We start from the raw sequence: 24,900 nt of genomic DNA, 5'->3' as shown, positions 1-24,900 counted from the left end.
TAAACAACACAATACCTGAAAGCACAGTACAGCCATTACAAATATTAATTTATTATTAGCTAATTAAGGGAATGATTATGACTATAAAAGCAATTCTCGTCCTGTCACGTGGCGGGGGCGCATCTGAATACCTCTCTCTCGATGCTGACAATCCCGTCATTGTAAAAAACGGTGTCGGTCAAAAATTTATTCTCAAAAATGTGGAGAACAATTTTGCTCCTGGGAATATTTACGTTCAAAGTATGGATGGTGATTTACGGATTTATCTTGATGGTGATGATAAACCCGCGCTGATTATTGAGGATTATTACAACAAAATAAATCCTGAGCCTTTATATGGCATGAAACCGGATGGTAAGATCTATGCCTATACCGGTGAGAACTTACAGAGTATCGATTTCCTGCCTGTCAGTCTGGGTGATAAATCCATCGGTCCTGCATCGCTTTACTTTATACCAGAAGAGTCGTCTGTTTATGAGGCCGCATGGTGGCTGGCTGGTGCCGCAGCAGTGATTGGCGGAGGTATCGCAACAGCCAGTGATAATAACCATTACGGTCAAAATGCGGATGACTATCCGGTTTTCGATGATGGTTCGGATGCAGATTCTGATGCGGATGCTGACTCCGATGCCGATGCCGACTCGGATGCGGACTCTGACGCGGACGCTGATTCTGATGCGGATGCTGACTCCGATGCCGATGCAGATTCCGACGCGGACGCCGATGCGGACTCGGACGCCGATGCTGATGCGGACTCTGACGCGGATGCGGATTCCGATGCAGATGCTGACTCCGATGCAGATTCCGATGCCGACTCGGATGCTGACTCAGATGCAGACGCGGATTCTGATGCGGATGCTGACTCCGATGCCGATGCCGATTCCGACGCGGATGCAGATTCCGATGCGGATGCTGATGCGGACTCTGACGCGGATGCGGATTCCGATGCAGATGCTGACTCCGATGCCGATGCAGATTCCGACGCGGACGCCGATGCGGACTCTGACGCGGATGCAGATTCTGATGCGGACTCTGACGCGGATGCGGATTCCGATGCGGATGCGGACTCTGACGCGGACGCTGATTCTGATGCGGATGCTGACTCGGATGCCGATGCAGATTCCGATGCGGATGCGGACTCTGACGCGGACGCTGATTCTGATGCGGATGCTGACTCCGATGCCGATGCAGATTCCGACGCGGACGCCGATGCGGACTCGGACGCCGATGCTGATGCGGACTCTGACGCGGATGCAGATTCTGATGCGGACTCTGACGCGGATGCGGATTCCGATGCGGACGCCGATGCTGATGCGGACTCTGACGCGGATGCGGATTCCGATGCAGATGCTGACTCCGATGCCGATGCAGATTCCGACGCGGACGCCGATGCGGACTCGGACGCCGATGCTGATGCGGACTCTGACGCGGATGCGGATTCCGATGCAGATGCTGACTCCGATGCCGATGCCGATGCAGATGCCGACTCGGATGCAGACGCGGATTCTGATGCGGATGCTGACTCCGATGCAGATTCCGATGCAGACGCGGACGCTGATGCGGACTCTGACGCGGATGCGGATGCGGATTCCGACGCGGACGCCGATGCTGATGCTGACTCCGATGCAGATTCCGATGCCGACTCGGATGCGGACTCTGACGCGGACGCTGATTCTGATGCGGATGCTGACTCGGATGCCGATGCAGATTCCGACGCGGACGCCGATGCTGATGCGGACTCTGACGCGGATGCGGATGCGGATTCGGATTCCGACGCGGACGCCGATGCTGATGCGGACTCTGACGCGGATGCGGATTCCGATGCAGATGCGGACTCTGACGCGGACGCTGATTCTGATGCGGATGCTGACTCGGATGCCGATGCAGATTCCGACGCGGACGCCGATGCTGATGCGGACTCTGACGCGGATGCGGATTCCGATGCAGATGCTGACTCCGATGCCGATGCCGATGCAGATGCCGACTCGGATGCAGACGCGGATTCCGATGCGGACGCCGATGCCGATGCGGACTCTGACGCGGATGCGGATTCCGATGCAGATGCTGACTCCGATGCCGATGCAGATTCCGACGCGGACGCCGATGCGGACTCGGACGCCGATGCTGATGCGGACTCTGACGCGGACGCTGATTCTGATGCGGATGCTGACTCCGATGCCGATGCGGATTCCGACGCGGACGCCGATGCTGATGCGGACTCTGACGCGGATGCGGATTCCGATGCAGATGCTGACTCCGATGCAGATTCCGATGCCGACTCGGATGCTGACTCAGATGCAGACGCGGATTCTGATGCGGATTCTGATGCGGATGCAGATTCCGATGCGGATGCTGATGCGGACTCTGACGCGGATGCGGATTCCGATGCGGATGCGGACTCCGATGCAGATTCCGATGCCGACTCGGATGCAGACGCGGATTCCGATGCCGATGCTGACTCCGATGCCGATGCCGATGCAGATGCCGACTCGGATGCAGACGCGGATTCTGATGCGGATGCAGATTCCGATGCGGATGCTGACTCGGACGCCGATGCAGATGCTGACTCCGATGCAGATTCCGATGCCGACTCGGATGCGGATGCAGATTCCGACGCGGACGCCGATGCCGACATGGAAGATCCAACGATTAACTGGCGTGATGATGTAATAGGCGGTGCTTACAATGACTACGCTGATGTATATACCAACGACAAATTCCCCACTCTGCAAGGTGAAGCGGAAGCGGGATCGGTTGTTAAGGTCTATATAGACAATGAATACGTCGGAGAGGTCACTACACCTGAGAACGGACAATGGTCGTTCCAGATTTCAGCACCTTTAGCAGAAGGGCAACATAGCTATCACGCAGAATCCATCCGAACTGGGACAGATGTCAGCGCCACCAGCGGTGTGCGTACTATTACAATTGACACAATATCTCCAGAAGAGCCGACAATAACGAGTGTGACAGATAATGTTGATAATGCGGGTAATACTGTGGCAACAACCACAACTGTTGCGAATGGCGGTTTCACGAACGACACGACCCCGCTGATAAAGGGAACTGCCGAGGCTAATTCTTCTGTGCTGCTGCAGTATAAAAAGGAGGAAGGAGACTGGACTACTGTACCTGTAACCGTCGGCATTGATGGCAACTGGGAGTGTGAATTGCCGGAGCTGGATGAAGGTCGATACGAGTATAGAGCCTATGTTTTAGATGATGCAGGGAACCGATCTGCAACACTGGATAGTAGCTCGTTTACAGTTGACTCGACCCCTCCAGTAGCACCGGAAATAACGAGTGTGACAGATAATGTGGATAGTGCGGGCAATACTGTGGCAACAACCACAATTGTTGCGAATGGCGGTCTCACGAATGACACGATGCCGCAAATTAAGGGAACGGCTGAGGCTAATTCCAAAGTATACGTACAGTATGCAAAAGATGGTGGCAACTGGACAACAGTGACGGTGACCGCAGACGCTAATGGTGTGTGGGGGTACACCCTGCCAGCACTGGCTAACGGGAAGTACCATTACAAGGCCTATGCTGTAGATGCTGCCGGGAACCAGTCTGCCACATCCACACAGTATAACTTTACAGTCGATGCAACCAAACCAGCGGTGCCGACAGTGTCAATGTATGACAACGTATCAGGAGGAGCATACAACGCTACTGTGGCAACAGGAGGTCTCACGAATGACACGATGCCGCAAATTAAGGGAACGGCTGAGGCTAATTCCAAAGTATACGTACAGTATGCAAAAGATGGTGGCAACTGGACAACAGTGACGGTGACCGCAGACGCTAATGGTGCATGGGGGTACACCCTGCCAGCACTGGCTAACGGGAAGTACCATTACAAGGCCTATGCTGTAGATGCTGCCGGGAACCAGTCTGCCACATCCACACAGTATAATTTTACTGTCGATGCAACCAAACCTGTCGGATGGATTTACAGCGACAGGTCTGACGACATTAATATGAGTATTTCAGAAGGACTTGGACCAGGATCATTCAAACTAGAGCTTAGACAAGAATTTCTTCAAGGGGGAAATAGTTTTAAAGTTTGGGGCTGGAATGGTTCCGCATGGGAGAATCATGGTGACGACTGGTCGGTTAATGACGGCTACTTCATAAATAATGTAGGAGTTACTCTCGATATCGAAGCGATGTTCGTGCAAGGAAAATATTGTACCTACTACAGTGGTAGTAGTAGTGCTTATCGCAGAGTAATATTCAAATTGGTACAACTTGATGCTGCTGGCAATGAAAGTGATCCTTTTTACATTTATTCCGGGGGGCTTGGCAACTCATCAAAATGGGTTGAAGCCAGTGATTCTGATGAAAAAGTGACCATTTCATCTTCGCTACCTACTGGCACTCCAGAAGCACTATCACCACGAAGTGCAGCATTCACTTTACCGGAAGCAACTTTGCCAGAAGAGGCTAATCCAGAGTTTCATCCGCTTATGCAGAGTCATTCACTGCAACTTACTGATGCAGAAGAGCCGGAAGAGGAATTAACGGAGGGAACGATCAAAGCTGAGGAAGAACTTGTTCCGGTCTTTACGGATATGTCCAGTGATCACCAGGACAGGACTGTCCCTGAACACGAGGCGATCCCGGAGACTACCGACGCCAGTAATACTTTGCCCGAAGAACAACAGACTGTTTCCGTTGACGGGCATGATATTCCGGTAAACGAGCAGGATACTTCTGTTGATGAGGACATATTGCCTGCGGATGAACTTCCGGATGTAACATTGCTGCTCACTGAACCCGATATGTCGGAAGAGATATTTGCTGAAACAAAGGATGAAGAGAATATCGATCCGGAAGTGATGCAGAATGTTCTGGATCAACTGGTCGAAAATACCACGGTAATATGGTCAGAATCTGCCGTTTCTCTCTATGATGACACGACGGCATCAGTAGATATTCATGGACAGGCTTTAATCATGGAAGAGGACGATACCATTAACGCTTAATTATAGTACTTCAGTACCGTAATTAACGTTCTGATTAACCGGGGGCACACCATGTTGCCCCCGGTTATTTCTGAATGTTTTTGTCAGGGCGTTGTTTAATTCTCTACTGTCTTTGTGTCGGTGCTGAATTGACTGTCAGAAATAGCATCCAGATACAGAATATTATGGCTATTTCGCATAAATGGAGTTTGTTATGAAGAATAAAAAGGGAGCAGATAATTATCTCTGGACGCAACAGGATATCGCCAGTGCCACCCACGGGAGATGGCTGCGTGTTCCGCCGGAGGACTGGCGGAGTACAGGTTTTTGTCATTATGTACCAGTGTTTCAACCGGGTAATATTCTGGCTGTTCGCACAAAAGAAGGGGAAAAAGGAGTCTCCCTGAATGCAGCCCGACGTCTTCACCCCGCGGCTTTTATGGCCTCAACCCCTCTTCCTGAATCAATGTCACCATTCATTCTCGTGGATAATAATAATGATGCTTTAGTGGGAATGGGAACCAGTGCCAGGATCCGGATGTCCGGGACGATTGTGGGGGTTACCGGCAGCGCAGGAAAGTCCACGCTGACCGCGATGCTTACGCATGCACTTACTGAAGCGGGGTATAGTGCGAAAGGCAGCGCATTTAACGCAAATCTGCCGGTCGGGGTTGCCTGGAATTTGTCATCGGTTCCCCCGGATACCGAATTTGTGGTGACCGAAATGGCGATCGGAAAGATGGGGATCAGCAGCATGATGGTGCGTCCTGACATTGCCGTTTTCACCAATATTTTCCCGGCGCATCAGGGACATCACACGCTGCAGGATCTGGCGAGAGTGAAGAGCGATATTTTTCGTGGGATGCCAGCAGGCGGGACCGCGGTACTGAATCGCGATATGCGTGAGCTCGGGATCGTGGAGGAAGCCGCAAGGGAGAAAAAAATTAACCTGCTCTTCTATGGACACAGTGAAAAGTGTGACTGCCAGCTTATAAGCTATACCGCTGAAACAGGTGAAGTCATCGCCCGGACGGATGACGGAATATTGACTTTCTCGATGCAGGCGCGGGGAGTGCATATGGCGGTGAACGCGGTGGCTACCCTGGCCCTGTTTCAGGCACTGAAATTACCTGCGCAGGCCGTCATTCCAGGATTAGAGACGTTCAGGCCACTCCCGGGACGTGGGGAAACGACAGCTCTTTATCTGTCAGGGAAAAAAATTACCGTGATAGATGACAGTTTTAATGCGAACCCCGGCTCCATGGCGGCGTCATTTATTTCTCTGGATGAGTACCCGCAACACAGGTGTATTGCTGTTCTCGGACAAATGGAGGAATTAGGTCCGGGAGCAGAGCGATACCACGCGGAGCTGGCATCGTTAGTCAATCAGTCACGCATTCATAAAGTCATTTGTATGGGGGATTTATGGCGGACATTCTGGAATGAACTGGCCACGGATAAACGCGGATGGTACGCAAAGACGCTGGATGAGCAGTGGCACTGTCTGATGAACGTCATAGCAGAGGGGGATGTTGTGTTATTTAAAGGTTCACACAGTACCGGTATACATACCCTGGTTGAAAAAATTAAAACATCCGGCCAGACGGAAAACGTCTGATTTCCCCATCTGATAATAAACCGATTTATTATTCACAGCTAAGGTATGACTGTCGCTTTATGGAATATAATATCAAAAATCTTCAGAAACAAATCCGCCTGACAGAAACAGAAAATGAGTCCCTGACTGTATTTATATCCGGAACGGATGGATTATCACGGGCAAGGGTCATCGCCTGTCACAAAACGTCGCCTGATGCACTTGATGATATCGTCAGGGAGTTTTGCGAAAAAGAGACAGTAAAACATTTGCGTGTGGATGTTGTGATGAATAAGCAGAAGATGTCGTTTCCCGACGCGCAAAAAATAATTTCAGAAACGAAAAGGAATAATTATTTTCGATCAGGGATCGCTTTTGATGATAATTTCATGGTTTCTCTTCTTTCTGAAGAGTTGCAGGGAAATGCGATTCTTAAACCTGTGGCTGAACATGTGGTGGGACTTAATTCGCCAGGCCTGCATATTGACCGTAAAAATCTTGAGCGTTATATCTCCGGGAAATACAGTAAGATGATATCACTGAATCCAGAAAGACATGATATAACCTTGTTTGAAACCCAGGGTTTTTTTTTGGAGAATGGCGAATGGTTGACATTAAGTACGGGCAATACGGATCAAGGATTGCGCCTGGTACGAGAGAATGAACTGTGTAATGTAATGACTGACGTTATAACCGGTGGCACCCGTTTTCTTTTGAAGGAAATGGGGGCGGACGGTAAGTTTACTTACGGATACTGGCCCTGCTATAACAAAGTTATCCCCGGGTATAATTCAGTACGTCATTTTTCCAGTATTTATGCGTTGCTGGAGTCAGGTCAGTTCCTGAAAGACGACACCATTACTGATAGGGCAAAGGCTGCTATTGAATGGGGACTGCAGAACATGGGACTCCGCGCAGGACGTGCGCTGTATATCGCGGAGCGTAACCGGAGTGGCGTGTCAGTAAAACTGGGTGCTCAGGCGATGGCACTTCTGACCATCTCAAAATATCAGGAAGTATCCGGAAGTCACCATTTTCTTGATACAATCTACGATCTTATTGCCGGAATTAAAGAGAAGTTTATTGATGCAGCGGGCAATACGGTTCACATTCTTGATGAAAATCTGGAAGTAAAACGTGCTTTTGAGATTGTTTATTATGATGGCGAGGCTGTTTTTGGCATACTGAGAAGTTATTTACTGACGAATGACAACAGTCAGTTATTGCTTGCGAAAATGCTCTTTGACAGACTGATTGCCAAGGGATATGAAAAATATCATGATCACTGGCTGAGTTATGCGACTAACGAAATACTGCTCCATCTGGAAGAAAAAGAGTATTACGAGTTCGGTCTGAAAAATGCTTTCGGAAATCTTAATTTCATCAGGAAAAGGGATACAGCCTATCCGACTATGCTGGAGTTACTGATGGCCGCCATTAAGATGGTACATCGCCTGCAGAATTCAAAATTTCAGGCAGTAATCCCATTACCGGAAGATGATGTCAAGCGCCTGGTGGAGGTTGCGCATGAAAGAGCATTGCATGAAATTAAAACGGGGGTATTCTGGCCAGAGTTAGCCATTTTTATGAAGCATCCTGACAGAATAGTTAATTCGTTCTATGCCCGTCATGATCGCTTCAGAATTCGAATTGACGATCAGGAACATTTTCTGAGTGGTCTTATCAACTATGTAAACTGGTTTCATCATTCCCACGACCCGGTTAATTATTAACATCCACTGTCATGGGACAGTCCTAAAATTATTCTGAGGAGAATGTTGAACCCGTGGCGATTCATACGGAGGGAACTGACAGGATGTAAACAGATTTCTGTGGTAGCTAACAGCCCCACAAGGATTTCAGTACGGTCTGGTAGCTGAAACAATCTACACTATCATTCTGATGATGCGCCAGCCTGTCAGAGCTGGCGCGAATTCGATATATCAATAAACTACTCTATACGAATCTTGAAAAGATTAGCTTGTCGCTGAAATGACAATTTCACATTCTTTAGCGCAGTCAGATAAACTTTCTGATAACTTTCATCATGAGGCGTCTTCAGCGTCTCTTTCTTATTGATAGTATCAGTAATTAAATTTTCCAGTGCTTCCATGGCTGTAATGTAAAATAATTCATATCTATTTGAACCTTTCATACCGACACATCTGTGTAATATATCCTCACTCACAGGTGAGCCACGGTTCTTATGACGCTCTGTGAAGTTTAATTAAAATGAATCGCCACGGGTTTAACAGACACCCCGGAGTCATTTAAGATGACTTAAAGAGAGGTGCCCATGAGCGGTAAGCGTTATCCTGAAGAGTTTAAAATTGAAGCAGTCAAACAGGTTGTTGATCGTGGTCATTCTGTTTCCAGCGTTGCAACTCGTCTCGATATCACCACCCACAGCCTTTACGCCTGGATAAAGAAGTACGATCCGGATTCTTCCACTAATAATGAACAGTCAGATGCTCAGGCCGAGATCCGCCGACTCCAGAAGGAGTTAAAGCGGGTTACTGACGAACGGGATATATTAAAAAAAGCCGCGGCGTACTTCGCAAAGCTGTCCGACTGAGGTACGCCTTTATCCGTGACAACAATCGTTGCTGGCCTGTCCGCCTGCTCTGCCAGGTGCTGGATGTGCATCCGAGTGGGTTTTACGCCTGGCTTAAGCAGCCACATTCACGACGGTATCATGCTGACCTGAAGCTGACGGGACATATTAAGCAGTTCTGGCTGGAGTCGGGCTGTGTTTATGGCTATCGCAAGATCTATCTCGATCTGCGGGATTCCGGGCAACAATGCGGTGTAAACAAAGTCTGGCGGTTGATGCAACGTGTGGGGATAAAGGCTCAGGTCGGATACCGAAGTCCACGGGCGCGTAAAGGTGAAGCCAGTATTGTGACGCCCAACAAGCTCCAGCGGCAGTTCAACCCGGAAGCACCGGATGAACGTTGGGTTACGGACATAACCTACATCCGAACCCACGAAGGCTGGTTGTATCTGGCCGTGGTGGTTGACCTGTTCTCCCGAAAAGTTATCGGCTGGTCAATGCAACCCCGAATGACAAAAGAGATTGTCCTGAACGCATTACTTATGGCGGTGTGGAGGCGTAATCCTCAAAAGCAGGTACTGGTTCACTCTGATCAGAGCAGTCAGTACACGAGCCATGAGTGGCAGTCGTTCCTGAAATCACACGGTCTGGAAGGCAGCATGAGCCGTCGCGGAAACTGCCACGACAATGCGGTTGCGGAAAGCTTTTTCCAGCTACTGAAGCGCGAACGGATTAAGAAAAAGATCTACGGAACTAGAGACGAAGCCAGAAGCGATATTTTTGATTACATCGAAATGTTTTATAACAGTAAGCGTCGGCATGGTTCGAGCGAGCAGATGCCACCAGTTGAATATGAAAACCTATATTATCAACGACTCAGAAGTGTCTAGGTTATCCGTGGCGATTCACACAGTGAATGGCTGGGCAACACTGCTGTTTGTAATTACCAGAGTACTTTTCGAAACATCAATGCCTGCACAATGTTGATTTGACACGCTCATCTATACCCCTCCGTGCAAAATACGATTTGAAGTTCAGACTACTGTTCGGGCTTCAGATGAACTGCTCAGCATTTACGTCAGTCGCTATGTTGCGGGTATGAATAAGCCCAAGAGAAATCGGACTCACGGGCTTTGCCAAATCTAAGCCAGAACGTAGTATTCCACTTTCAAGATACAGGGGGGAGCGTATGGGCACACCACGATTCGGAACTGAATTTAAGGAAAATTCGTCCATCAGATAACGGAACGCGGTTACTTCGTTGCCGAAGTATCCGAACATCTGGGCGTTTCTGCACAAAGCTTCTACAAGTGGCTATGAGCTACAAGCCTGATAAAAACGAACAGCATGCCCGGCATTTATTGGAAGTCAAAAGCGAGATCCTGAAACTACGGGTGCAGCTAAAACGCACCTAAGAAGAGCGGGATATCCTGAAAAATGCCGCGCGGTACTTTACAAGGGAGCCCGAGTGACGTACCGCTTTATTAATGAATACCGCCTGGTAGCCTGAAACTGTGAATACAATCATACTGATGATGCGCCAGCCGATCAGAGCTGACGCTGATATGTACGTTAAGTGGATTGCAGGAGACATTTTGCAGGATTGGATATTTAATGAAACTACTTTATCGGAATATTGAAAAGATCAGCTTGTCTCTCAAAAGACAATTTTACCTTTTGTAGTGCGTTCAGATAACCCGCATGGTAATATTCATCATATGGATTTGTTTTCGTATTTTTATTGTTTATAGTATCAGAGATTAAATGTTCAAGTACTTCCATAGCTGTAACGTAAAATAATTCATATCTGTTTGATTCTGCTTCGTTCATTCTGTCACCCTTGTTTAATATGCTTATTTTTTACGGGGTTATCATTTCTTATGATGTTCCGTGATCGTTATCATTAAATAATGATGTTGCCATAAAGGATAATGGCAACGTTCGCACATAATAATACTAACTATAAATTTATCATAATCTCAGGATGAGTATTGAACTCTCTGAATTATTCATAAAAAACAGTTTTAAAGGAACAATGAAACAGAAATTACATCCGTGGAATTCTGTTGATCGGAATCATTATTTTTCTCTCAATTTTAGACTTGTATGCATAAACCGTTTTGACAGTTACGTTACAAAACGATGCGATTTTTTCAATGTCTGCTCCTGAGAATATTAATTTCATAATATTAAACTCCCTTAGAGAAACAAAAGGTATCTTTGCATTGGTGATTATAGGAAAGCCATTAATAACAGAAGATATCTTTTTGACAATTTCATCCATAGTGTCCATTGGGTAAATAATAGTTCCGGAAATACCTAGTGTAAGCATTTTCAGATACCAGTAATGGGCAAATGGTGTCATTTTTTTATCACAAACCAGTATCAATCTACAATTCCTGAATGACATAAACCATTCCTCGATTATGATTGCGTGGAAAGTTTGTACAGAGATATCAACAAATATAATATCTCTGTCCCCCACTTTACTCCATGGTCGTAAGGATGCAAGAATACCGCTTAATCCTTTTGCAAGCAACCTATTATCGGCCGGCCATATATAAAATGGTAACTCCCGGGGCATATTTTCATCAATTAGTTTTATTGCTTGTTTGCCACAAACTTCTGTCATAAGCCCTTCTTTTTTAAAAATGGAATAATGAATAATATGAAAGACAGTTCTGCAAACGTTATGATCATTGAGAAGCATTCTTTCTGTTGGTAAATATAAAACCATTTTTTGCTTATGTATATCCTGAACGTTTTAATAAGATCTCATTTCATTTAACTTGATGAAATGAGATTTTTTTATTATAAATATCAAATGCTTAAAACCATTGATTGTTTTGCCATTAATACATCACTCACAAGGAGAGTAAATTATATTTATAGTAAAGACACATGCATAAAGAAAAATAGTCATATGTTAGCAGGTGGTTAATATAAATATACAGAGGAAAGCAGGTTTCTTTTTAGCATTGCCTGATTTTCATTCTCTTAATTATGTGCGAATGAACATCACCGCTGCTACCGCTTTCAACAAACCCAGAGATGCTTAACTCCGAGCTCCTATTTTTGCCGCCAGGATTGTGTAGTTGAAACGGTCTGGGTATACGAAAGAGAAGTGATAACATTGGTCAAAGCTTCGTTTACACGTTGTTACCGACAATATATTAACTGGCCAAAAAACGATTATATTAACAATTGAATTGTCCATAATGAGTGATAATGGTGAAAAAGTCACTACAGAATTGTGAATTGGTCTTTTAATTGTCGTCATTTACATAATCCTTTATTAAATGTTAACTCAGTTTAAATATATCTACTTATGAGTCCGTATCTAGCATATGTATTAATAAGAAACTGTAAGTCATCATGAAAGCAAGCTGATGATGATCATGACAGAAGTCAAGCTCCGATGGAATATGAGACTATAAGCTAATAACCCGATATAATCCTAAATATCAAAAGCATAAAATGAGTGAAATTTATAAAATCGAAATACTTAGAGTAAAGGATAGAATTACAAGTGTTCTCTGTCGTTCAGCTAATACCAGAAGTAATCGCTTTCCCTCTACCATCCAGTTGGCCAGAAAACCCAAGTTGCATACTTCCGTAAGTGCTTCTTAGAGACGTGCTTTATCCACCGTAGTATCAGTATATGTTGTCGAAACGACGGATTTTCAGAAACGCTATGCTTTTACGCCTTGTTATGCATCCACTAGGTTAGGATGAATAATGCAAATGCAATATCATCAGCTATGCTTAGCGTGGAATTCTGTTGATGGGTATACATATTTTTCTTTCGATCGATGATTTATGTGCATAAACATTTTTTAAAGTTGAGTTGCAGAAAGTTGCTATTTTTTTTGCATTGGCTCCAAGATAGAATAACTGTAGAATATTATATTCCTTCAAAGAAATTTTAGGTAAGATATTGTCATTAAAAAAAGGCTTACCACTGGTAATTATCGTAATCTTTCGTATGATTTCATCAATTCTATCATGAGGATAAATGATACCTCCAATGATCCCGAGAGTTCTCATTCTTAATAAGCAGTAATGTGCAAGGGGGCTCAGTTTATTATCACATATAAGTATCAGTTTACAGTCATTAAAAACCTGGATCCATTCCTCCATAATAATTGCGTGAAAGTTTTGCATCGAAATGTCAATAAATACGATATCAGCGAGTGTCTGATTATTAAAATGGCCAGACTGCAATTCAATGATACTGGCCAGCCCTTTATAAAGTAGATTGTTTCCTCCCGGCCAAATATAATAACTTTTTTTATCATAATTATTAACAATTGAGAGAACTTTCTCATTGAATAATCGGTTTACCTTTTTCCCACTGATTTCCATATGTGTAATCCTTTTCTTGATAGTGAAGTTGTGTAAGTATTAAGATTATTCAACAAATTATTATTTTTTATCTTTATAACATATAGTTAAGAAGAGTTGTTATTCAGAAAATCACCTTTCAACGAGGGTTTAATCTCAATTACACAGGGCTATGGTTGCTATGAGTAAAATTTTGCAGTTGATTTTCAATTAAAACTATCATAGTGTAATTATAAGATTTTGAATTAAAAATTATCTGTGGTTTAGTTTCAGTTATGGAATGTCAGTTTTGAAAAATTTAACACGCATCATTTTTAATATTTATCAATCGTTTAATACGTTTGTAGCATGAATGATATTAATGCTGTTCTTATGTATATAGTTACGTAGCAATACTTACATGGTTAGGTTTAGAGTGTTGTATGTATATTCATAAATTTAACATTAAGAAACAAATTTTCATCCTTATTTAACACAATCTTTTGTTTTTTGGCCTTATTAGTTCTCGTAAAACATTGCTCACTCATTCTGTAAGAGCAAATATACAGGAAAGAACATGAAACAGGGTTTATTGATTAATGATGCCTTCGAGTTCTGGCCTGAAGATAATGTATTAATTTCATGCAATTACAAAAATGTTATTTTTTACCTACCAAAGCCAGCTTCACGTTGTTTTCATGTATTACTTAATCACATGCCAAATGTTGTTCCGCAATCCATGTTATTCCAAAATGGATGGGATGAAGGGGGGAAGGATATCCCGCCTAATACATTATATCAAAATATATCAATACTACGAAAAGGGATAAAAACAGTTACCGGAAGTGATACCGTTATTATAAAAACCGTTCCTAAAGCAGGTTTTAAAATTGACCTTGAAACCAGCCTTAAAAAAATTTCCACTCCTGGAGAGATTACTGAGGAGTTGCCACACGATTTTGAAGGACAACATTCAAGAAAAATATCTTTTAATTTTCCTCGTCATGGTGCATTTAATATTTCCTTCTGGCGTGCTTGTTGTTATAAACTGCAATTATATGTCTATTTTTCAATTTTTATGTTTACTGCTGTTTCTTTTTTACTGGTGTTATACAGTGAGGGACCTGAACCATGTAATTTCATTGCGGAATTTAGATTAATCGGCGAAAAAGATGGATGTCATTTCATGGGAAATTTTGACGCATTATCCTGGTCGGACGCAATAAGGAGTTCAACTGTGAACCTTACTTGTGACATTTATCCATGGATTTATGTCTCTGCGCATAAAAATATGCCGACACATACATTAATCAAGTGCAATGAACCAATTACAACAAGAGATGAATTAAAATGTATATCTGTATATATTAAGGGGTTGCAAAAAAAATGAAAAAGTGGATATTGCATTCGGTAATTTTTATGTCAACTATCGGGATTGTCGGCATAGCTATTCATTTAATCAATCGTAATGGAATTTTCATCTTTGATGATCAACTCAAGACGTGTTCCTCTAAATTGGTAATCAAGTACGAGAAAACGACTGTTGACATCGAAATGACGTTTATTCTGCTGAATAAAGAGAATGTCGGCTTTATCAAGATTGAAGGTACTGAATTTACTGATGAAAAATTTAACTCTATAGTCGATCGTATAGTCAAGTTTAACTATATAAAATCTGAATGGAATTACATATTTACGCCCACAAAAATTAGGCGTTTGAAAACTGAAACAATCTCATCAGAGATGGCTAGTATAGTATTTCCCGTATTGTTTACAACTCCGTATGAAGAAATTTCCTATTCTCTGTTTCCTATATCTGATAAGGGAATTTTGTTTACTCATGGTAATAAACCCCGATTCTTTTGTGAGCTAATTTAACCATATGAAATCCTCCCTACAAACTGTGCCAGGCTAGACTAAAGTTTTCGGTCTTCCTTCCATCTCACTGAGAGGCACATCGCCATGAAAAGACCCGTTATACCGAAGATCTATTCGCTTTGGGTGTAGCCGTTGCGGGCGTTGGTCGCTGGTTTGGGCTGATTTTTATCGTAGCTGAGGTGATGGATCATTTCGGCGTTGAGCGCCGCCTCGACGCTAATTTTTTTCTGCAGGCGATCGAACTGGTTGAGATCGTCAGGGGTTTTGAGATTTTTGGCCAGTTCGTTAGCCAGGGCCTGCAACTGTTTTTCGTCCATAAATTAACCTGTTTTTGATGTTGGATTGAACATATCAAAATCAGGCAATTACACAAATCTATGTACAGGCTCAGCCCTGAATCAAGTCACCTTCCCAGTGACCTGGAATGGCTCTCTGTCAGCGGCCTCTGGTGGTCTTTCGCTGATAGGTATCGTGTGCGGGATTGACCCTAATCCCTTTACCTTTAAGCGATGACGTTCTGGATCTACGCACTGCTCTTCCGCTTCTGAGGCATTGCTGCAGCTCTTTTTTAATGCTCCCCGGATTTATATAAAAAGCGTTTTATAAATCGTTTCGTGTGACACATGCATGTCCTGATTATCCGGATAACAGCGTTTCAGCCAACCGGCGATCTGTTCCGGCGACCAGTCCTGATGCGTCTTCTCTGCAATGATTTTACACAATGCGGGGCTTTCAATTTGCTTGCAAGGTTTTGGTCTCAGCGCATTTTCCCACGCAGTAGCATCGGCTTTTGCTGCACGATATTGTTTTGCACCACCGTGCCTCCTGACCTCGCGGCTAATCGTTGAGGGCGCTCTTGATAATTTGGCTGCGATGTCCCTGATACTGAGTTTTGCTACCAGCCCTCTGGATATCTCCTCTCTTTCATCAAGCGAAAGCGCTAATCGGTGCCGTTTTCGCACGGGAGGACGGTAGCCGCCTGTCTGGTGGATATTGGGCATAATGGAAGAATGATATCTGCCAGAACATTCTGGCGATATCATGTAGAGAATCACCTTGCTTATATCTGTCCCAGATAATTGCCTTCTGCTCTGGCGTGTAGTTAATCCGAGTTCTTCGTTTCATGGCAACGTCCCCCATGATTAAGGATAGCGTTGCATCGACCCATTGAACTCACAGCGAAAACCAGACCTTCACATCGGCGTCCCTGAATGTGTGCGAAGAATTTCTCATAACTTAAGCGTAACCATTGGGCTGGGTACGGAAATAAGTACAGCATATAGTTTGTCCTGTTTGCATCGCAGCTTGGTAAACGTCAAGTGAGCACCTTATTTACAGCTCCTGCCCTGTGTTTCATCAGACTGCATAGGTTCCTGTGTCGCTGCGGTACAATTTTACATCTGCGTTCTGCGGTAGAGTAGAAACTCACTTATCTAGGAATATATTTATGTCTGACATTTTTAAAGCTGCATTTATTTTCGTGGCACCAGCCGCAGATCCTGCAAAGCATGCCTCATGGGTAAAGACAGATAATGTTCATGTGAAAATGATAGCAGTATCCGATTACCACCAAGGATGTGAGATACTTGATGAATTACACCGGGAGGGTATCCAGGCCGTAGAGTTGTGTGCAGGCTTTGGTCATCTTGGGGTTGCCTGCATGGTGAAAGCCGCCGCAGGGCGTATGCTTATTGGCGTCGTACGCTTCGATCAGCATCCGTGTCTTGGTAACATCAGCGGTGATACCTTTTCCTCGTTACCCTCTTAACTGCACCTGTGGAATAAGATCATCGCACATGCAATGTCGCAGATATCAACCATCACCTGATTTGGAGCCTTGGCTGGCTCATTGCTGGGAGTGGCAATTCCACAAGAGCCATGTAATACCAGATATTTTCCCTGGCACAGGAGCCGAAGTACTTTTCAATCTGGGTGATAATATCTCTATAACCAGCGACTCTCGCCTTGGCTTTTCTAGGCGATTTTCATTTAACTCTGGGGGGCTGTGTTACTTTGTCCACGCCACACCCACCTGAGTTTTTCAGCAAGTGACCGTATTCATTTATTAAGTATACGGCTACGTTCTGCATCCTGCTTTGAATTGTTTGGCATTCCACTGGAGCATATTTGTGATCAGGTATTACAGCTTGATGAGTTAGGGATATCCCGGCCATCCATTGAACTTGTGTATGAGCAGGGCGTTGGTGCTTTGGGTCGTTGGATGCGACAACAACTCGCCCGAAGACCTGGCCGGGAACTATCTCTCATGCGGCCAATAGAAAAACTCTATCATGGTCTTTCGTACGCTGATTTTCTACAACTGTCAGGCATAAGCCGCCGCACGCTTCAGAGGCCATTTCGTAGCTATATCGGCGTTGATGCGCGTTATTACCAGCGTACGGCTCGCTTTCAGAGAACATTGCGTAAATTGCTGACGGGAGAACCATTGCTTAATACTTTGCTGGATGAAGGTTACTGCGATCAGTCTCATTTCATTAAGAATTGCCAATTTTTTACTCAGCGTTCACCTGGTCATTTACTTACTCCTGAACAAATGGCTCTTAACCACTACAACCCAAAAATAAGCAAGGTAGTTGGTTTGATCTGAAATATATGAATGTACGGTGTAAGAGTTAAGTGAACGCCATGTTCCATGGCAGTAACTCAGCCACTTTATTGGAAGGCCGCTCCGGCAGCACACTCAGGATATGGTGAAGGTAAGCTTCCAGATCGATAACGTTCAACCAGCAGGGTTTGCAAGACCGTCATCGCAGTAGTCGCACAGGGTATCCCACTGGTTAAAAGCATAAGCGAACGCCTCGCCCAGCCGGGATTTGTTTGACAGCGTGGCGCTTTTCTCCACCAACCAGTCATGCAGGGATACAGGAAGCTGGCCGTGGATAAACTGGTTAGCGAATTACTGGCTATGACGGCCGCTGTTGAAGCCCAGATTTGATGTCCGCTGGCACGAAGCGGACATCTTTCAGCTCTAGACAACACAAAGTCCTTTACGTGTTAATCTAAAATTCCAAATAATTTCAGACAGATATCATCTCTGTGAATCCCCCGCTTTCCTGACTGGATCGCGGGGTTTTTAATTTTTCACGCTGAGACTACTGTATGAATAAACCTGACGGCCTTCAGGCCTTTGAACAACCGCTAGCGTCGCTTCCGCGCACGCTTCGCCAGCTTATTCTTGAACGTATCGAGAACCTGACTCACTACGAGCCGGTGATTGGCATCATGGGCAAAAGTGGTGCTGGTAAATCCTCTCTCTGCAACGAACTTTTCCGGGGGGAGGTGTCCCCGGTGAGTGACGTGAACGCCTGTACTCGCGACGTACTGCGCTTCCGATTGCGCAGCGGTCGTCACAGTCTGGTGATTGTCGATTTACCGGGGGGTGGTGAAAACGGGCGGCGGGATCACGAATACCGTGCCCTGTACCGTCGAATCCTGCCGGAGCTGGACCTGGTGTTGTGGGTCATTAAGGCCGATGATCGGGCACTGACCGTGGACGAGCAGTTCTGGCACGGTGTGATGCAATCTTACAGGCAAAAGGTACTGTTTGTGATTAACCAGGCCGACAAAATCGAACCCTGTTATGAATGGGATACCCTCACCAGCAAACCTTCACCGCACCAACTGGGTAATCTTAAAGCGAAGCAGGCTGCGATTATGGCGATGTTTAAACCGCATCATCTGATCTGTGTGGTGTCAGCCCGCACTGGATGGGGCATTGAGGAGATGGTGGCAGCCATGATGCGCTGTCTGCCTGACCGCGCCACCAGCCCGGTGGTGACACAACTGCAAGGGAGACTCTGCACAGAGCCGGTAAAGTCGCAGGCTCGTGACAGTTTCGGTGACGCTGTGGGCCGGGTTTTCGATACGGCTGAGTCATCGTCGTTCCTGCCAGCACCACTGAAAACGGTGATTCATACCGTGCGTGATGCGATGGTGTCGGTCGCAAGGTCCGTCTGGGACTGGATATTCTTCTGATATCGCAATTTTCTCTGCGAATGATGAACTGGTTGTTAATGATTTGTTGATTGTGGACATGTCCTTTCCATTGCGTTTTATCATCAATTAAATCAGGCGAAGCATCATTATCTGTCAGACGAGCGCCCACAAGCCCGTGCTGCTCATAAAAAATAGTTCCGATGTTGTCCATACCCTGTCCATCCCTTCCTTTAAAGTAATCAGCATTAATTCAGAGAGTTAACTTCTCAGGAGAAATCTTTCATGACGCTTCAGGAGCGGCGACATGACCGGCTTGCCGTCAGGTTGTCGTTGATTATCAGCCGCCTGGTGTCCGGTGAAACTCTGTTTATTCGCAAACTGGCAACTGAATTCGGGGTGTCAGAGCGCACGTTACGTCGTGACTTTCGGGAACGTCTGATGTATCTCGACCTGGATTATTACCAGGGGCAGTGCAGTCTGCGCTCGGATATTCACAGTACGCGGCAGGAAATAGATATTCTGACCTTTGCTCACCGCACGGGGCTGGCCGGGGTTTTCCCGGGCTTTGACCGGCGACTGGTCAGCAGCCTGCTGGACTGTGATGATCGACCCTGTCTGGTATGGCATCAGGACAGACCTCATCCCCCGGCAGGAAAGCTCTCCTTCTACAGGCTGGTCAGAGCTATTTCGGGATGTCAGCGCATCACCATTCTGACTGAAGGAGAGCGTCATGAGGCCGTTGCACCTTACCGGCTAATCGCTCTGGACGGTTACTGGTATCTGGTCGCTGAACATAACAGGCAATTACGTGTCTTCCGGCTGGATGAGATTCATCTGGTAAGGCCATCCCGGGAAACATTTATTCGCAGTGAGCTTCTCCATCAGCTGTCGGAGGATAAGCATTTTATCTCTGCCTTACCTCATTTCCGTTTTATTCAGCAGTCGCTGAATTCATTTTCTCCCTCAGAAAGTCGGGGGCAATCCGGACAAACTGATTAGAGATGGTCTCCATAATTAAATGTAAGGTTAATCTAATGAAAGAATTGAAATTGTTGTCTTTACTGCCAGTCATATTGTTCCCCTTACTTATCGCAGGTAATGCTCACGCAGCACGTCCTTATAGCGGATTCCTGCCTGCAGCAGTGAATAATAAGAGTGGGAATATATTCTGGTGTGATGCCCACCGCCAGGTCAGAAAACTGTGTACAGCGACGGAAGTGGATTCAATGGGATGGTTTATTGTTGTTCGCTCGAAACCTTCCAGAGATTGTCCGGGGGGCCTTTGGGGGTGGATCACTCCCAGTAAAGACGATGTAGCAACAGGGTATACCATTACGCCAGGTAAAGAATTCAATCTTACCATGAAGGATATGTGCAGTCCGGATATGAAAGTGACGTTCCGCCCGAATAAAAAGGACCCTCGTTATGACGATCTCGTTGGGATTTATGCTGGGAAAGAAGCGTTTCGCTACAAACAAATAAAATAATCCAACTGTTTATTCCTTACTTTATTGTTTAGAACAACAAAAGCTTTATTACATGATTTGAGGACAACATTATGCGACTGCCTTACGTAATATTTACATTAGCTATGCTGGCTTCTGTATCAACAGCACAGGCTATTCCCAATATGTGGTCGAGTGGTTTTGGGATGGGCGTGACCGAATATATCATTACCAGCCCGGATAAGGTGGTGTTTAATCTGAACTGTACTGGCAATCCGGATGCGCAGAATATTCTGCAACACGGTGTTAATCTCACCCTGCCTGATGGAACATCAGTAAGTTCTCATGACGACGGGACGGAAATAACGGTCGTCATGGATAACAGTCAGTATCCGTTACCGTCATTCCTCGGCTGGCGAAACGGTGACAATGCCTGGGTGTCATTTATTGACGCACTGGGGCAGGCAGCAAATTTCGATGTTTATGTCAGCGATAAAAAAGTAGGCACTTTCAGTCCGGGTCTGAAGAATACGCAAAAAGAGCTGTCTGACCTCAGTGAGTGCCGGACCACACACTACAGCGATTAGTTACTTACATTTTAGACCTCTCCACCCCTCAACACACCAACACCAGATAGCAACAGGCCATGTTCCTTCGAGAACATGGCCTTTTTGTTTTTATTTCGTTATCAAATAAGGAGTTAGCTATGCGATTAGCCAGCCGCTTTGGTCGTATAAACCAGATATGCCGTGACCGGCCTCTGACTCACGAAGAGCTGATGAGTCATGTACCCAGCGTGTTCGGGAGTGACAAGCATGAATCTCGTTCAGACAGGTACACCTACATCCCGACCATCACCATCCTCGAAAGCCTGCAGCGTGAAGGCTTTGAGCCGTTCTTTGCCTGCCAGACAAAGGTTCGCGACCAGAGCAAGCGGGAACACACCAAACACATGCTTCGCCTGCGTCGTGCCGGTCAACTGACCGGGCATCAGGTTCCGGAAATCATTTTGCTCAACAGTCATGACGGCTCCTCAAGCTATCAGATGCTGCCGGGGCTATTTCGAGGCGTCTGTACCAACGGTCTGGTCTGCGGCCAGTCATTCGGAGAAGTGCGGGTACCGCATAAAGGCAATGTCGTCGAGAAGGTGATTGAAGAGGCTTACGAAGTGCTCGGTGTGTTTGACCGGGTGGAGGAGAAGCGCGATGCAATGCAGTCACTGGCACTGCCAGAACCAGCCCGTAACGCCCTGGCGAATGCCGCGCTGAAGTATCGCTTTGGTGAAGACCACCAGCCGGTCACGGTATCGCAGTTGCTGACTCCGCGTCGTCGGGAGGACTACAGCGATGACCTGTGGACCGTTTACCAGCGCGTGCAGGAGAACCTGATGAAAGGTGGTCTGTCAGGGCGAACCGCTCAGGGGAAAAGCAGCCACACCCGTGCTGTTACCGGTATTGATGGCGATGTGAAGCTCAATCGCGCCCTGTGGGTTATGGCAGAAAACATGCTCGATTTTTTCGGGCGTTAAACAACAGTTCCGGCATAAGGAGATAGTTTAATGAATACACAAAATAATCAGTTCGCGGAGCATACCGCAATTACTGCCTCAGTGGTCCCGGACGAGTTACGCATCGGCTTCTGGCCGCAGCACTTTGGCTCCATCCCACAATGGATAACCCTTGAACCTCGCATTTTCGCCTGGATGGATCGACTGTGTGCCGATTACCAGGGTGGTATCTGGCGCTTTACGACACTCAGCAACGGCGGTGCTTTCATGGCTCCTGAGTCAGAGCACGATGAGAAGTGGACATTGTTCAACAGCATGAACGGCAATGGCGCAGAGCTTACCAGTGAAGCTGCAGGGATGGTCGCCTGTCTGATGGCTTACAACCACCACGCCTGTCGCACCGAGTGTAACGCGATGACTGAACACTATTATCTCTTACGCGACTACGCGCTAATCCATCCAGAGTGCAGCGCCATTATGCATCTCATCGACTGAGGAATGCCTGACATGAATACCGCATTATCCCCGCTGTCATCTCAGCCTGAACTCTTTCCGCTGGCGGTTATGACCCAGCATGGTTATTTGCTCCCTGCGACCTCCGGATTAACCCCCTATGCCCAACGCACCATTCGTCGTGCCATCAACCTGCTGGATAAATATCTGCGCCAGCCTGGTATATCCTTTACCTCTAGTACTGCTGCCCGTGACTGGCTTCGGCTACAGCTGGCCGGACAGGAGCGGGAAGTGTTTATGGTGCTCTATCTTGATAACCAGCACCGTTTACTGGAGAGTGAAACGCTATTTGCCGGTTCGATTAACCATGTCCAGGTCCATCCTCGAGAGGTAGTGAAGTCAGCGCTTCGCTTCAATGCGGCAGCTGTGGTGCTGGCGCATAACCATCCATCCGGCGACCCGGAGCCCAGCCAATGCGATCGCAACATTACGGGCAGGCTTAAAGAAGCGCTGGCACTGGTTGATGTGAACACGCTCGACCATCTGGTTATCGGATCAGATGGCATTGTGTCGTTTGCAGAGCGAGGCTGGATATGAGGGTACTTCAATGAAATCTACTGACTCAGAGAACGATACATTTCTCCAGTGGGGACTGAATCGTAATGTAACGCCTTGCTTTGGCGCTCGTCTGGTACAGGAGGGAAACCGACTGCACTATCTGGCTGACCGGGTCAGCATTACCGGTGAATTCAGTAACGCAGAATCTTTGAAGTTGGATGAAGTATTCCCACGTTTTATCAGCCAGATGGAATCGATGTTGACCACTGGTGAAATGAATCCTCGCTATGCCCACTGCGTCACCCTGTACCACAACGGTTTCACCTGCGAAGCCGATACCCTTGGCAGTTACGGCTACGTATACATCGCCGTTTACCCCACTCAACGTTAACTAACTCCTCAAGAGCAAATATGAAAACTCTACCTGCAACAAATCCGCAGGCGGCGACGCTATGTCTGTCGCCCGTGGCTGTCTGGCAAATGCTGCTTGCACGCCTGCTGGAACAACATTATGGCCTGACACTCAACGACACGCCGTTCAGTGATGAAACGGTAATTCAGGAACATATCGATGCCGGTATATCTTTGGCCGATGCCGTTAACTTTCTGGTAGATAAGTACGAACTGGTTCGTATCGATCACAGAGGGTTTAACTGGCAGGAGCAATCTCCTTATCTTCGGGCGGTAGATCTCCTGCGAGCACGACAAGCAACTGGATTGTTGCGACGGAGCCGTAATAACGCTGTATCGTGAATATTGCGGGCAGTATCACTGGCTTTCATCACTATCCGGGGATGCTGGCATCGTGCTGAAGAGAGTAGGGCGGCAATTCCTTACCTGACCCATAACCTGACCCGATTCATATAAAACGAAAAAGGAGTCAGACGATTTCTCATCTAACTCCTTGTTTTATTTGGTGGCCCCTGCTGGACTTGAACCAGCGACCAAGCGATTATGAGTCGCCTGCTCTAACCACTGAGCTAAGGGGCCGTGGCGGTGAATTATAAAGTAACTCCCTCCTGCAATCCAGCCATAACCGCACAGGTGCTGTTTTATTAAACAACGTATTTTCAATCCGTTATACTTTTCTCGTGTTGTATTGTTCTGGAGAAAATATGGTTAAGGATATTTTGGCCCCGGGGCTGCGGGTGGTGTTCTGTGGCATCAATCCCGGGCTTTCGTCGGCGGGAACGGGGTTTCCGTTTGCGCATCCGGCAAATCGTTTCTGGAAAGTGATTTATCAGGCCGGATTTACCGACCGCCAGCTTAAGCCGGAAGAGGCTGAACGGCTGTTAGACTTTCGCTGCGGCGTCACTAAACTGGTCGACAGGCCTACGGTTCAGGCGAATGAAGTGACGCGCAAAGAACTGCATGACGGTGGGCGTAATCTGATCGCGAAGATCGAAGATTATCAGCCGCAGGCGCTGGCCATTTTAGGTAAGCAGGCGTTTGAACAGGGATTCAGCCAGCGGGGCGTCCAATGGGGAAAACAGGACATCACCATTGGCGCCACCGAGGTGTGGGTGTTACCCAATACCAGCGGGCTGAGCCGCATTACGCTGGATAAACTGGTCGAGGCATTCAGGGAGCTGGACGAGGCGCTGATCACCCGCGGATTGTAGCGCGGGATAGTATTGCCCCGATGCAGGATCTAC

At 46.4% G+C, this 24,900-nt stretch carries 21 protein-coding genes, 1 tRNA gene and 4 pseudogenes; 19 read left to right on the top strand and 7 right to left on the bottom strand.

Features of this window, described 5'->3' with window-relative positions:
* Window positions 1-77: 77 nt before the first annotated feature.
* The 5 genes and pseudogenes from JY391_RS19285 to JY391_RS19265 all read left to right on the top strand — a co-directional run.
* Window positions 78-4,994 (top strand): Ig-like domain-containing protein, encoded by a 4,917-nt coding sequence (locus tag JY391_RS19285; protein ID WP_211934860.1) that lies wholly within the window; start codon window positions 78-80, stop codon window positions 4,992-4,994.
* 193 nt (window positions 4,995-5,187) lie between these two features.
* Entirely contained in the window at window positions 5,188-6,591 is a 1,404-nt protein-coding gene (locus JY391_RS19280) for a UDP-N-acetylmuramoyl-tripeptide--D-alanyl-D-alanine ligase (RefSeq protein ID WP_211934859.1), read from the top strand.
* Window positions 6,592-6,650: 59 nt separating this feature from the next.
* Complete coding sequence (locus tag JY391_RS19275) at window positions 6,651-8,303, top strand: hypothetical protein (protein ID WP_211934858.1); 1,653 nt, start codon at window positions 6,651-6,653, stop codon at window positions 8,301-8,303.
* A gap of 563 nt (window positions 8,304-8,866) precedes the next feature.
* A protein-coding gene (locus JY391_RS19270; RefSeq protein WP_211934857.1) for an IS3 family transposase occupies window positions 8,867-10,014 on the top strand; the annotation gives its coding sequence in 2 pieces (ribosomal slippage) (window positions 8,867-9,104 and window positions 9,104-10,014; 1,149 coding nt in all).
* 299 nt (window positions 10,015-10,313) lie between these two features.
* Window positions 10,314-10,622 (top strand): annotated as a pseudogene (locus JY391_RS19265) (transposase); the annotation flags it as partial.
* 122 nt (window positions 10,623-10,744) lie between these two features.
* Here the strand turns inward: JY391_RS19265 and JY391_RS19260 are convergent.
* From JY391_RS19260 to JY391_RS19250, 3 genes are all read right to left on the bottom strand, one after another.
* Window positions 10,745-10,954: a hypothetical protein gene (locus JY391_RS19260; RefSeq protein WP_211934856.1), complete on the bottom strand. Its 210-nt coding sequence runs from the start codon at window positions 10,952-10,954 to the stop codon at window positions 10,745-10,747.
* Window positions 10,955-11,171: 217 nt separating this feature from the next.
* Complete coding sequence (locus JY391_RS19255; RefSeq protein ID WP_211934855.1) at window positions 11,172-11,756, bottom strand: LuxR C-terminal-related transcriptional regulator; 585 nt, start codon at window positions 11,754-11,756, stop codon at window positions 11,172-11,174.
* A gap of 1,133 nt (window positions 11,757-12,889) precedes the next feature.
* On the bottom strand, window positions 12,890-13,489 hold the full coding sequence (locus JY391_RS19250; RefSeq protein ID WP_211934854.1) for a hypothetical protein: 600 nt from the start codon (window positions 13,487-13,489) through the stop codon (window positions 12,890-12,892).
* 535 nt (window positions 13,490-14,024) lie between these two features.
* On the opposite strand from JY391_RS19250, the gene JY391_RS19245 reads away from it, so the two are divergent.
* Window positions 14,025-14,837 (top strand): winged helix-turn-helix domain-containing protein, encoded by an 813-nt coding sequence (locus JY391_RS19245; protein WP_211934853.1) that lies wholly within the window; start codon window positions 14,025-14,027, stop codon window positions 14,835-14,837.
* On the top strand, window positions 14,834-15,325 hold the full coding sequence (locus JY391_RS19240) for a YqeJ family protein (RefSeq protein ID WP_211934852.1): 492 nt from the start codon (window positions 14,834-14,836) through the stop codon (window positions 15,323-15,325). Before JY391_RS19245 ends, JY391_RS19240 begins: the two co-directional genes overlap by 4 nt.
* Window positions 15,326-15,447: 122 nt before the next feature.
* Here JY391_RS19240 and JY391_RS19235 read toward each other — a convergent pair.
* Both JY391_RS19235 and JY391_RS19230 read right to left on the bottom strand, forming a co-directional pair.
* Window positions 15,448-15,642, bottom strand: a pseudogene (locus JY391_RS19235) (hypothetical protein); the annotation flags it as partial.
* Window positions 15,643-15,715: 73 nt separating this feature from the next.
* Window positions 15,716-16,450: pseudogene (locus JY391_RS19230) on the bottom strand (IS30 family transposase); the annotation flags it as partial.
* Window positions 16,451-16,772: 322 nt separating this feature from the next.
* Between JY391_RS19230 and JY391_RS19225 the strand changes: the two are divergent.
* Together JY391_RS19225 and JY391_RS19220 are read left to right on the top strand one after the other, a co-directional pair.
* Window positions 16,773-17,093, top strand: a complete 321-nt coding sequence (locus tag JY391_RS19225) for a DUF6506 family protein (protein WP_211934851.1) — start codon at window positions 16,773-16,775, stop codon at window positions 17,091-17,093.
* A gap of 237 nt (window positions 17,094-17,330) precedes the next feature.
* On the top strand, window positions 17,331-17,933 hold the full coding sequence (locus JY391_RS19220) for an AraC family transcriptional regulator (RefSeq protein WP_211934850.1): 603 nt from the start codon (window positions 17,331-17,333) through the stop codon (window positions 17,931-17,933).
* A gap of 25 nt (window positions 17,934-17,958) precedes the next feature.
* On the opposite strand, the pseudogene JY391_RS19215 reads toward JY391_RS19220, so the two are convergent.
* Window positions 17,959-18,215: pseudogene (locus JY391_RS19215) on the bottom strand (IS66 family transposase); the annotation flags it as partial.
* Window positions 18,216-18,445: 230 nt separating this feature from the next.
* Between JY391_RS19215 and JY391_RS19210 the strand changes: the two are divergent.
* From JY391_RS19210 to JY391_RS19170, 9 genes are all read left to right on the top strand, one after another.
* Complete coding sequence (locus JY391_RS19210) at window positions 18,446-19,321, top strand: GTPase family protein (protein ID WP_211934849.1); 876 nt, start codon at window positions 18,446-18,448, stop codon at window positions 19,319-19,321.
* 243 nt (window positions 19,322-19,564) lie between these two features.
* Window positions 19,565-20,281, top strand: coding sequence for a helix-turn-helix transcriptional regulator (locus JY391_RS19205; protein WP_021571976.1), 717 nt, complete (start codon window positions 19,565-19,567; stop codon window positions 20,279-20,281).
* Window positions 20,282-20,316: 35 nt separating this feature from the next.
* Window positions 20,317-20,769, top strand: a complete 453-nt coding sequence (locus JY391_RS19200) for a hypothetical protein (RefSeq protein ID WP_077264947.1) — start codon at window positions 20,317-20,319, stop codon at window positions 20,767-20,769.
* Window positions 20,770-20,840: 71 nt separating this feature from the next.
* A complete protein-coding gene (locus JY391_RS19195; RefSeq protein WP_211934848.1) occupies window positions 20,841-21,314 on the top strand; it encodes a YfjT/YkfB family phage-associated protein in 474 nt (157 codons plus the stop codon).
* Window positions 21,315-21,433: 119 nt separating this feature from the next.
* Window positions 21,434-22,255: a DUF932 domain-containing protein gene (locus tag JY391_RS19190; protein WP_211934847.1), complete on the top strand. Its 822-nt coding sequence runs from the start codon at window positions 21,434-21,436 to the stop codon at window positions 22,253-22,255.
* A 30-nt stretch (window positions 22,256-22,285) separates the two neighbouring features.
* On the top strand, window positions 22,286-22,729 hold the full coding sequence (locus JY391_RS19185; protein WP_044865636.1) for an antirestriction protein: 444 nt from the start codon (window positions 22,286-22,288) through the stop codon (window positions 22,727-22,729).
* A 12-nt stretch (window positions 22,730-22,741) separates the two neighbouring features.
* Window positions 22,742-23,284 carry a RadC family protein gene (gene radC, locus JY391_RS19180; RefSeq protein ID WP_211934846.1) on the top strand — a complete coding sequence of 181 codons (543 nt, stop codon included), beginning with the start codon at window positions 22,742-22,744 and terminating at the stop codon, window positions 23,282-23,284.
* A gap of 10 nt (window positions 23,285-23,294) precedes the next feature.
* The gene (locus JY391_RS19175) at window positions 23,295-23,636 is read left to right on the top strand and encodes a type IV toxin-antitoxin system YeeU family antitoxin (protein WP_211934845.1); all 342 of its coding nucleotides are present in this window, start codon (window positions 23,295-23,297) and stop codon (window positions 23,634-23,636) included.
* 20 nt (window positions 23,637-23,656) lie between these two features.
* The gene (locus tag JY391_RS19170) at window positions 23,657-23,998 is read left to right on the top strand and encodes a TA system toxin CbtA family protein (protein ID WP_211934844.1); all 342 of its coding nucleotides are present in this window, start codon (window positions 23,657-23,659) and stop codon (window positions 23,996-23,998) included.
* A gap of 161 nt (window positions 23,999-24,159) precedes the next feature.
* On the opposite strand, the gene JY391_RS19165 is transcribed toward JY391_RS19170, so the two are convergent.
* Window positions 24,160-24,235, bottom strand: a tRNA-Ile gene (locus tag JY391_RS19165).
* Window positions 24,236-24,360: 125 nt separating this feature from the next.
* Between JY391_RS19165 and mug the strand changes: the two genes are divergently transcribed.
* Window positions 24,361-24,867 carry a G/U mismatch-specific DNA glycosylase gene (gene mug / locus JY391_RS19160; RefSeq protein WP_211934843.1) on the top strand — a complete coding sequence of 169 codons (507 nt, stop codon included), beginning with the start codon at window positions 24,361-24,363 and terminating at the stop codon, window positions 24,865-24,867.
* The last annotated feature ends 33 nt before the right edge of the window (window positions 24,868-24,900 follow it).

Origin of the sequence: Citrobacter sedlakii (assembly GCF_018128425.1) — a bacterium.
Classification (GTDB): Bacteria; Pseudomonadota; Gammaproteobacteria; order Enterobacterales; family Enterobacteriaceae; genus Citrobacter_A; species Citrobacter_A sedlakii.
This window is presented reverse-complemented; position numbering and strand designations above follow the sequence as displayed.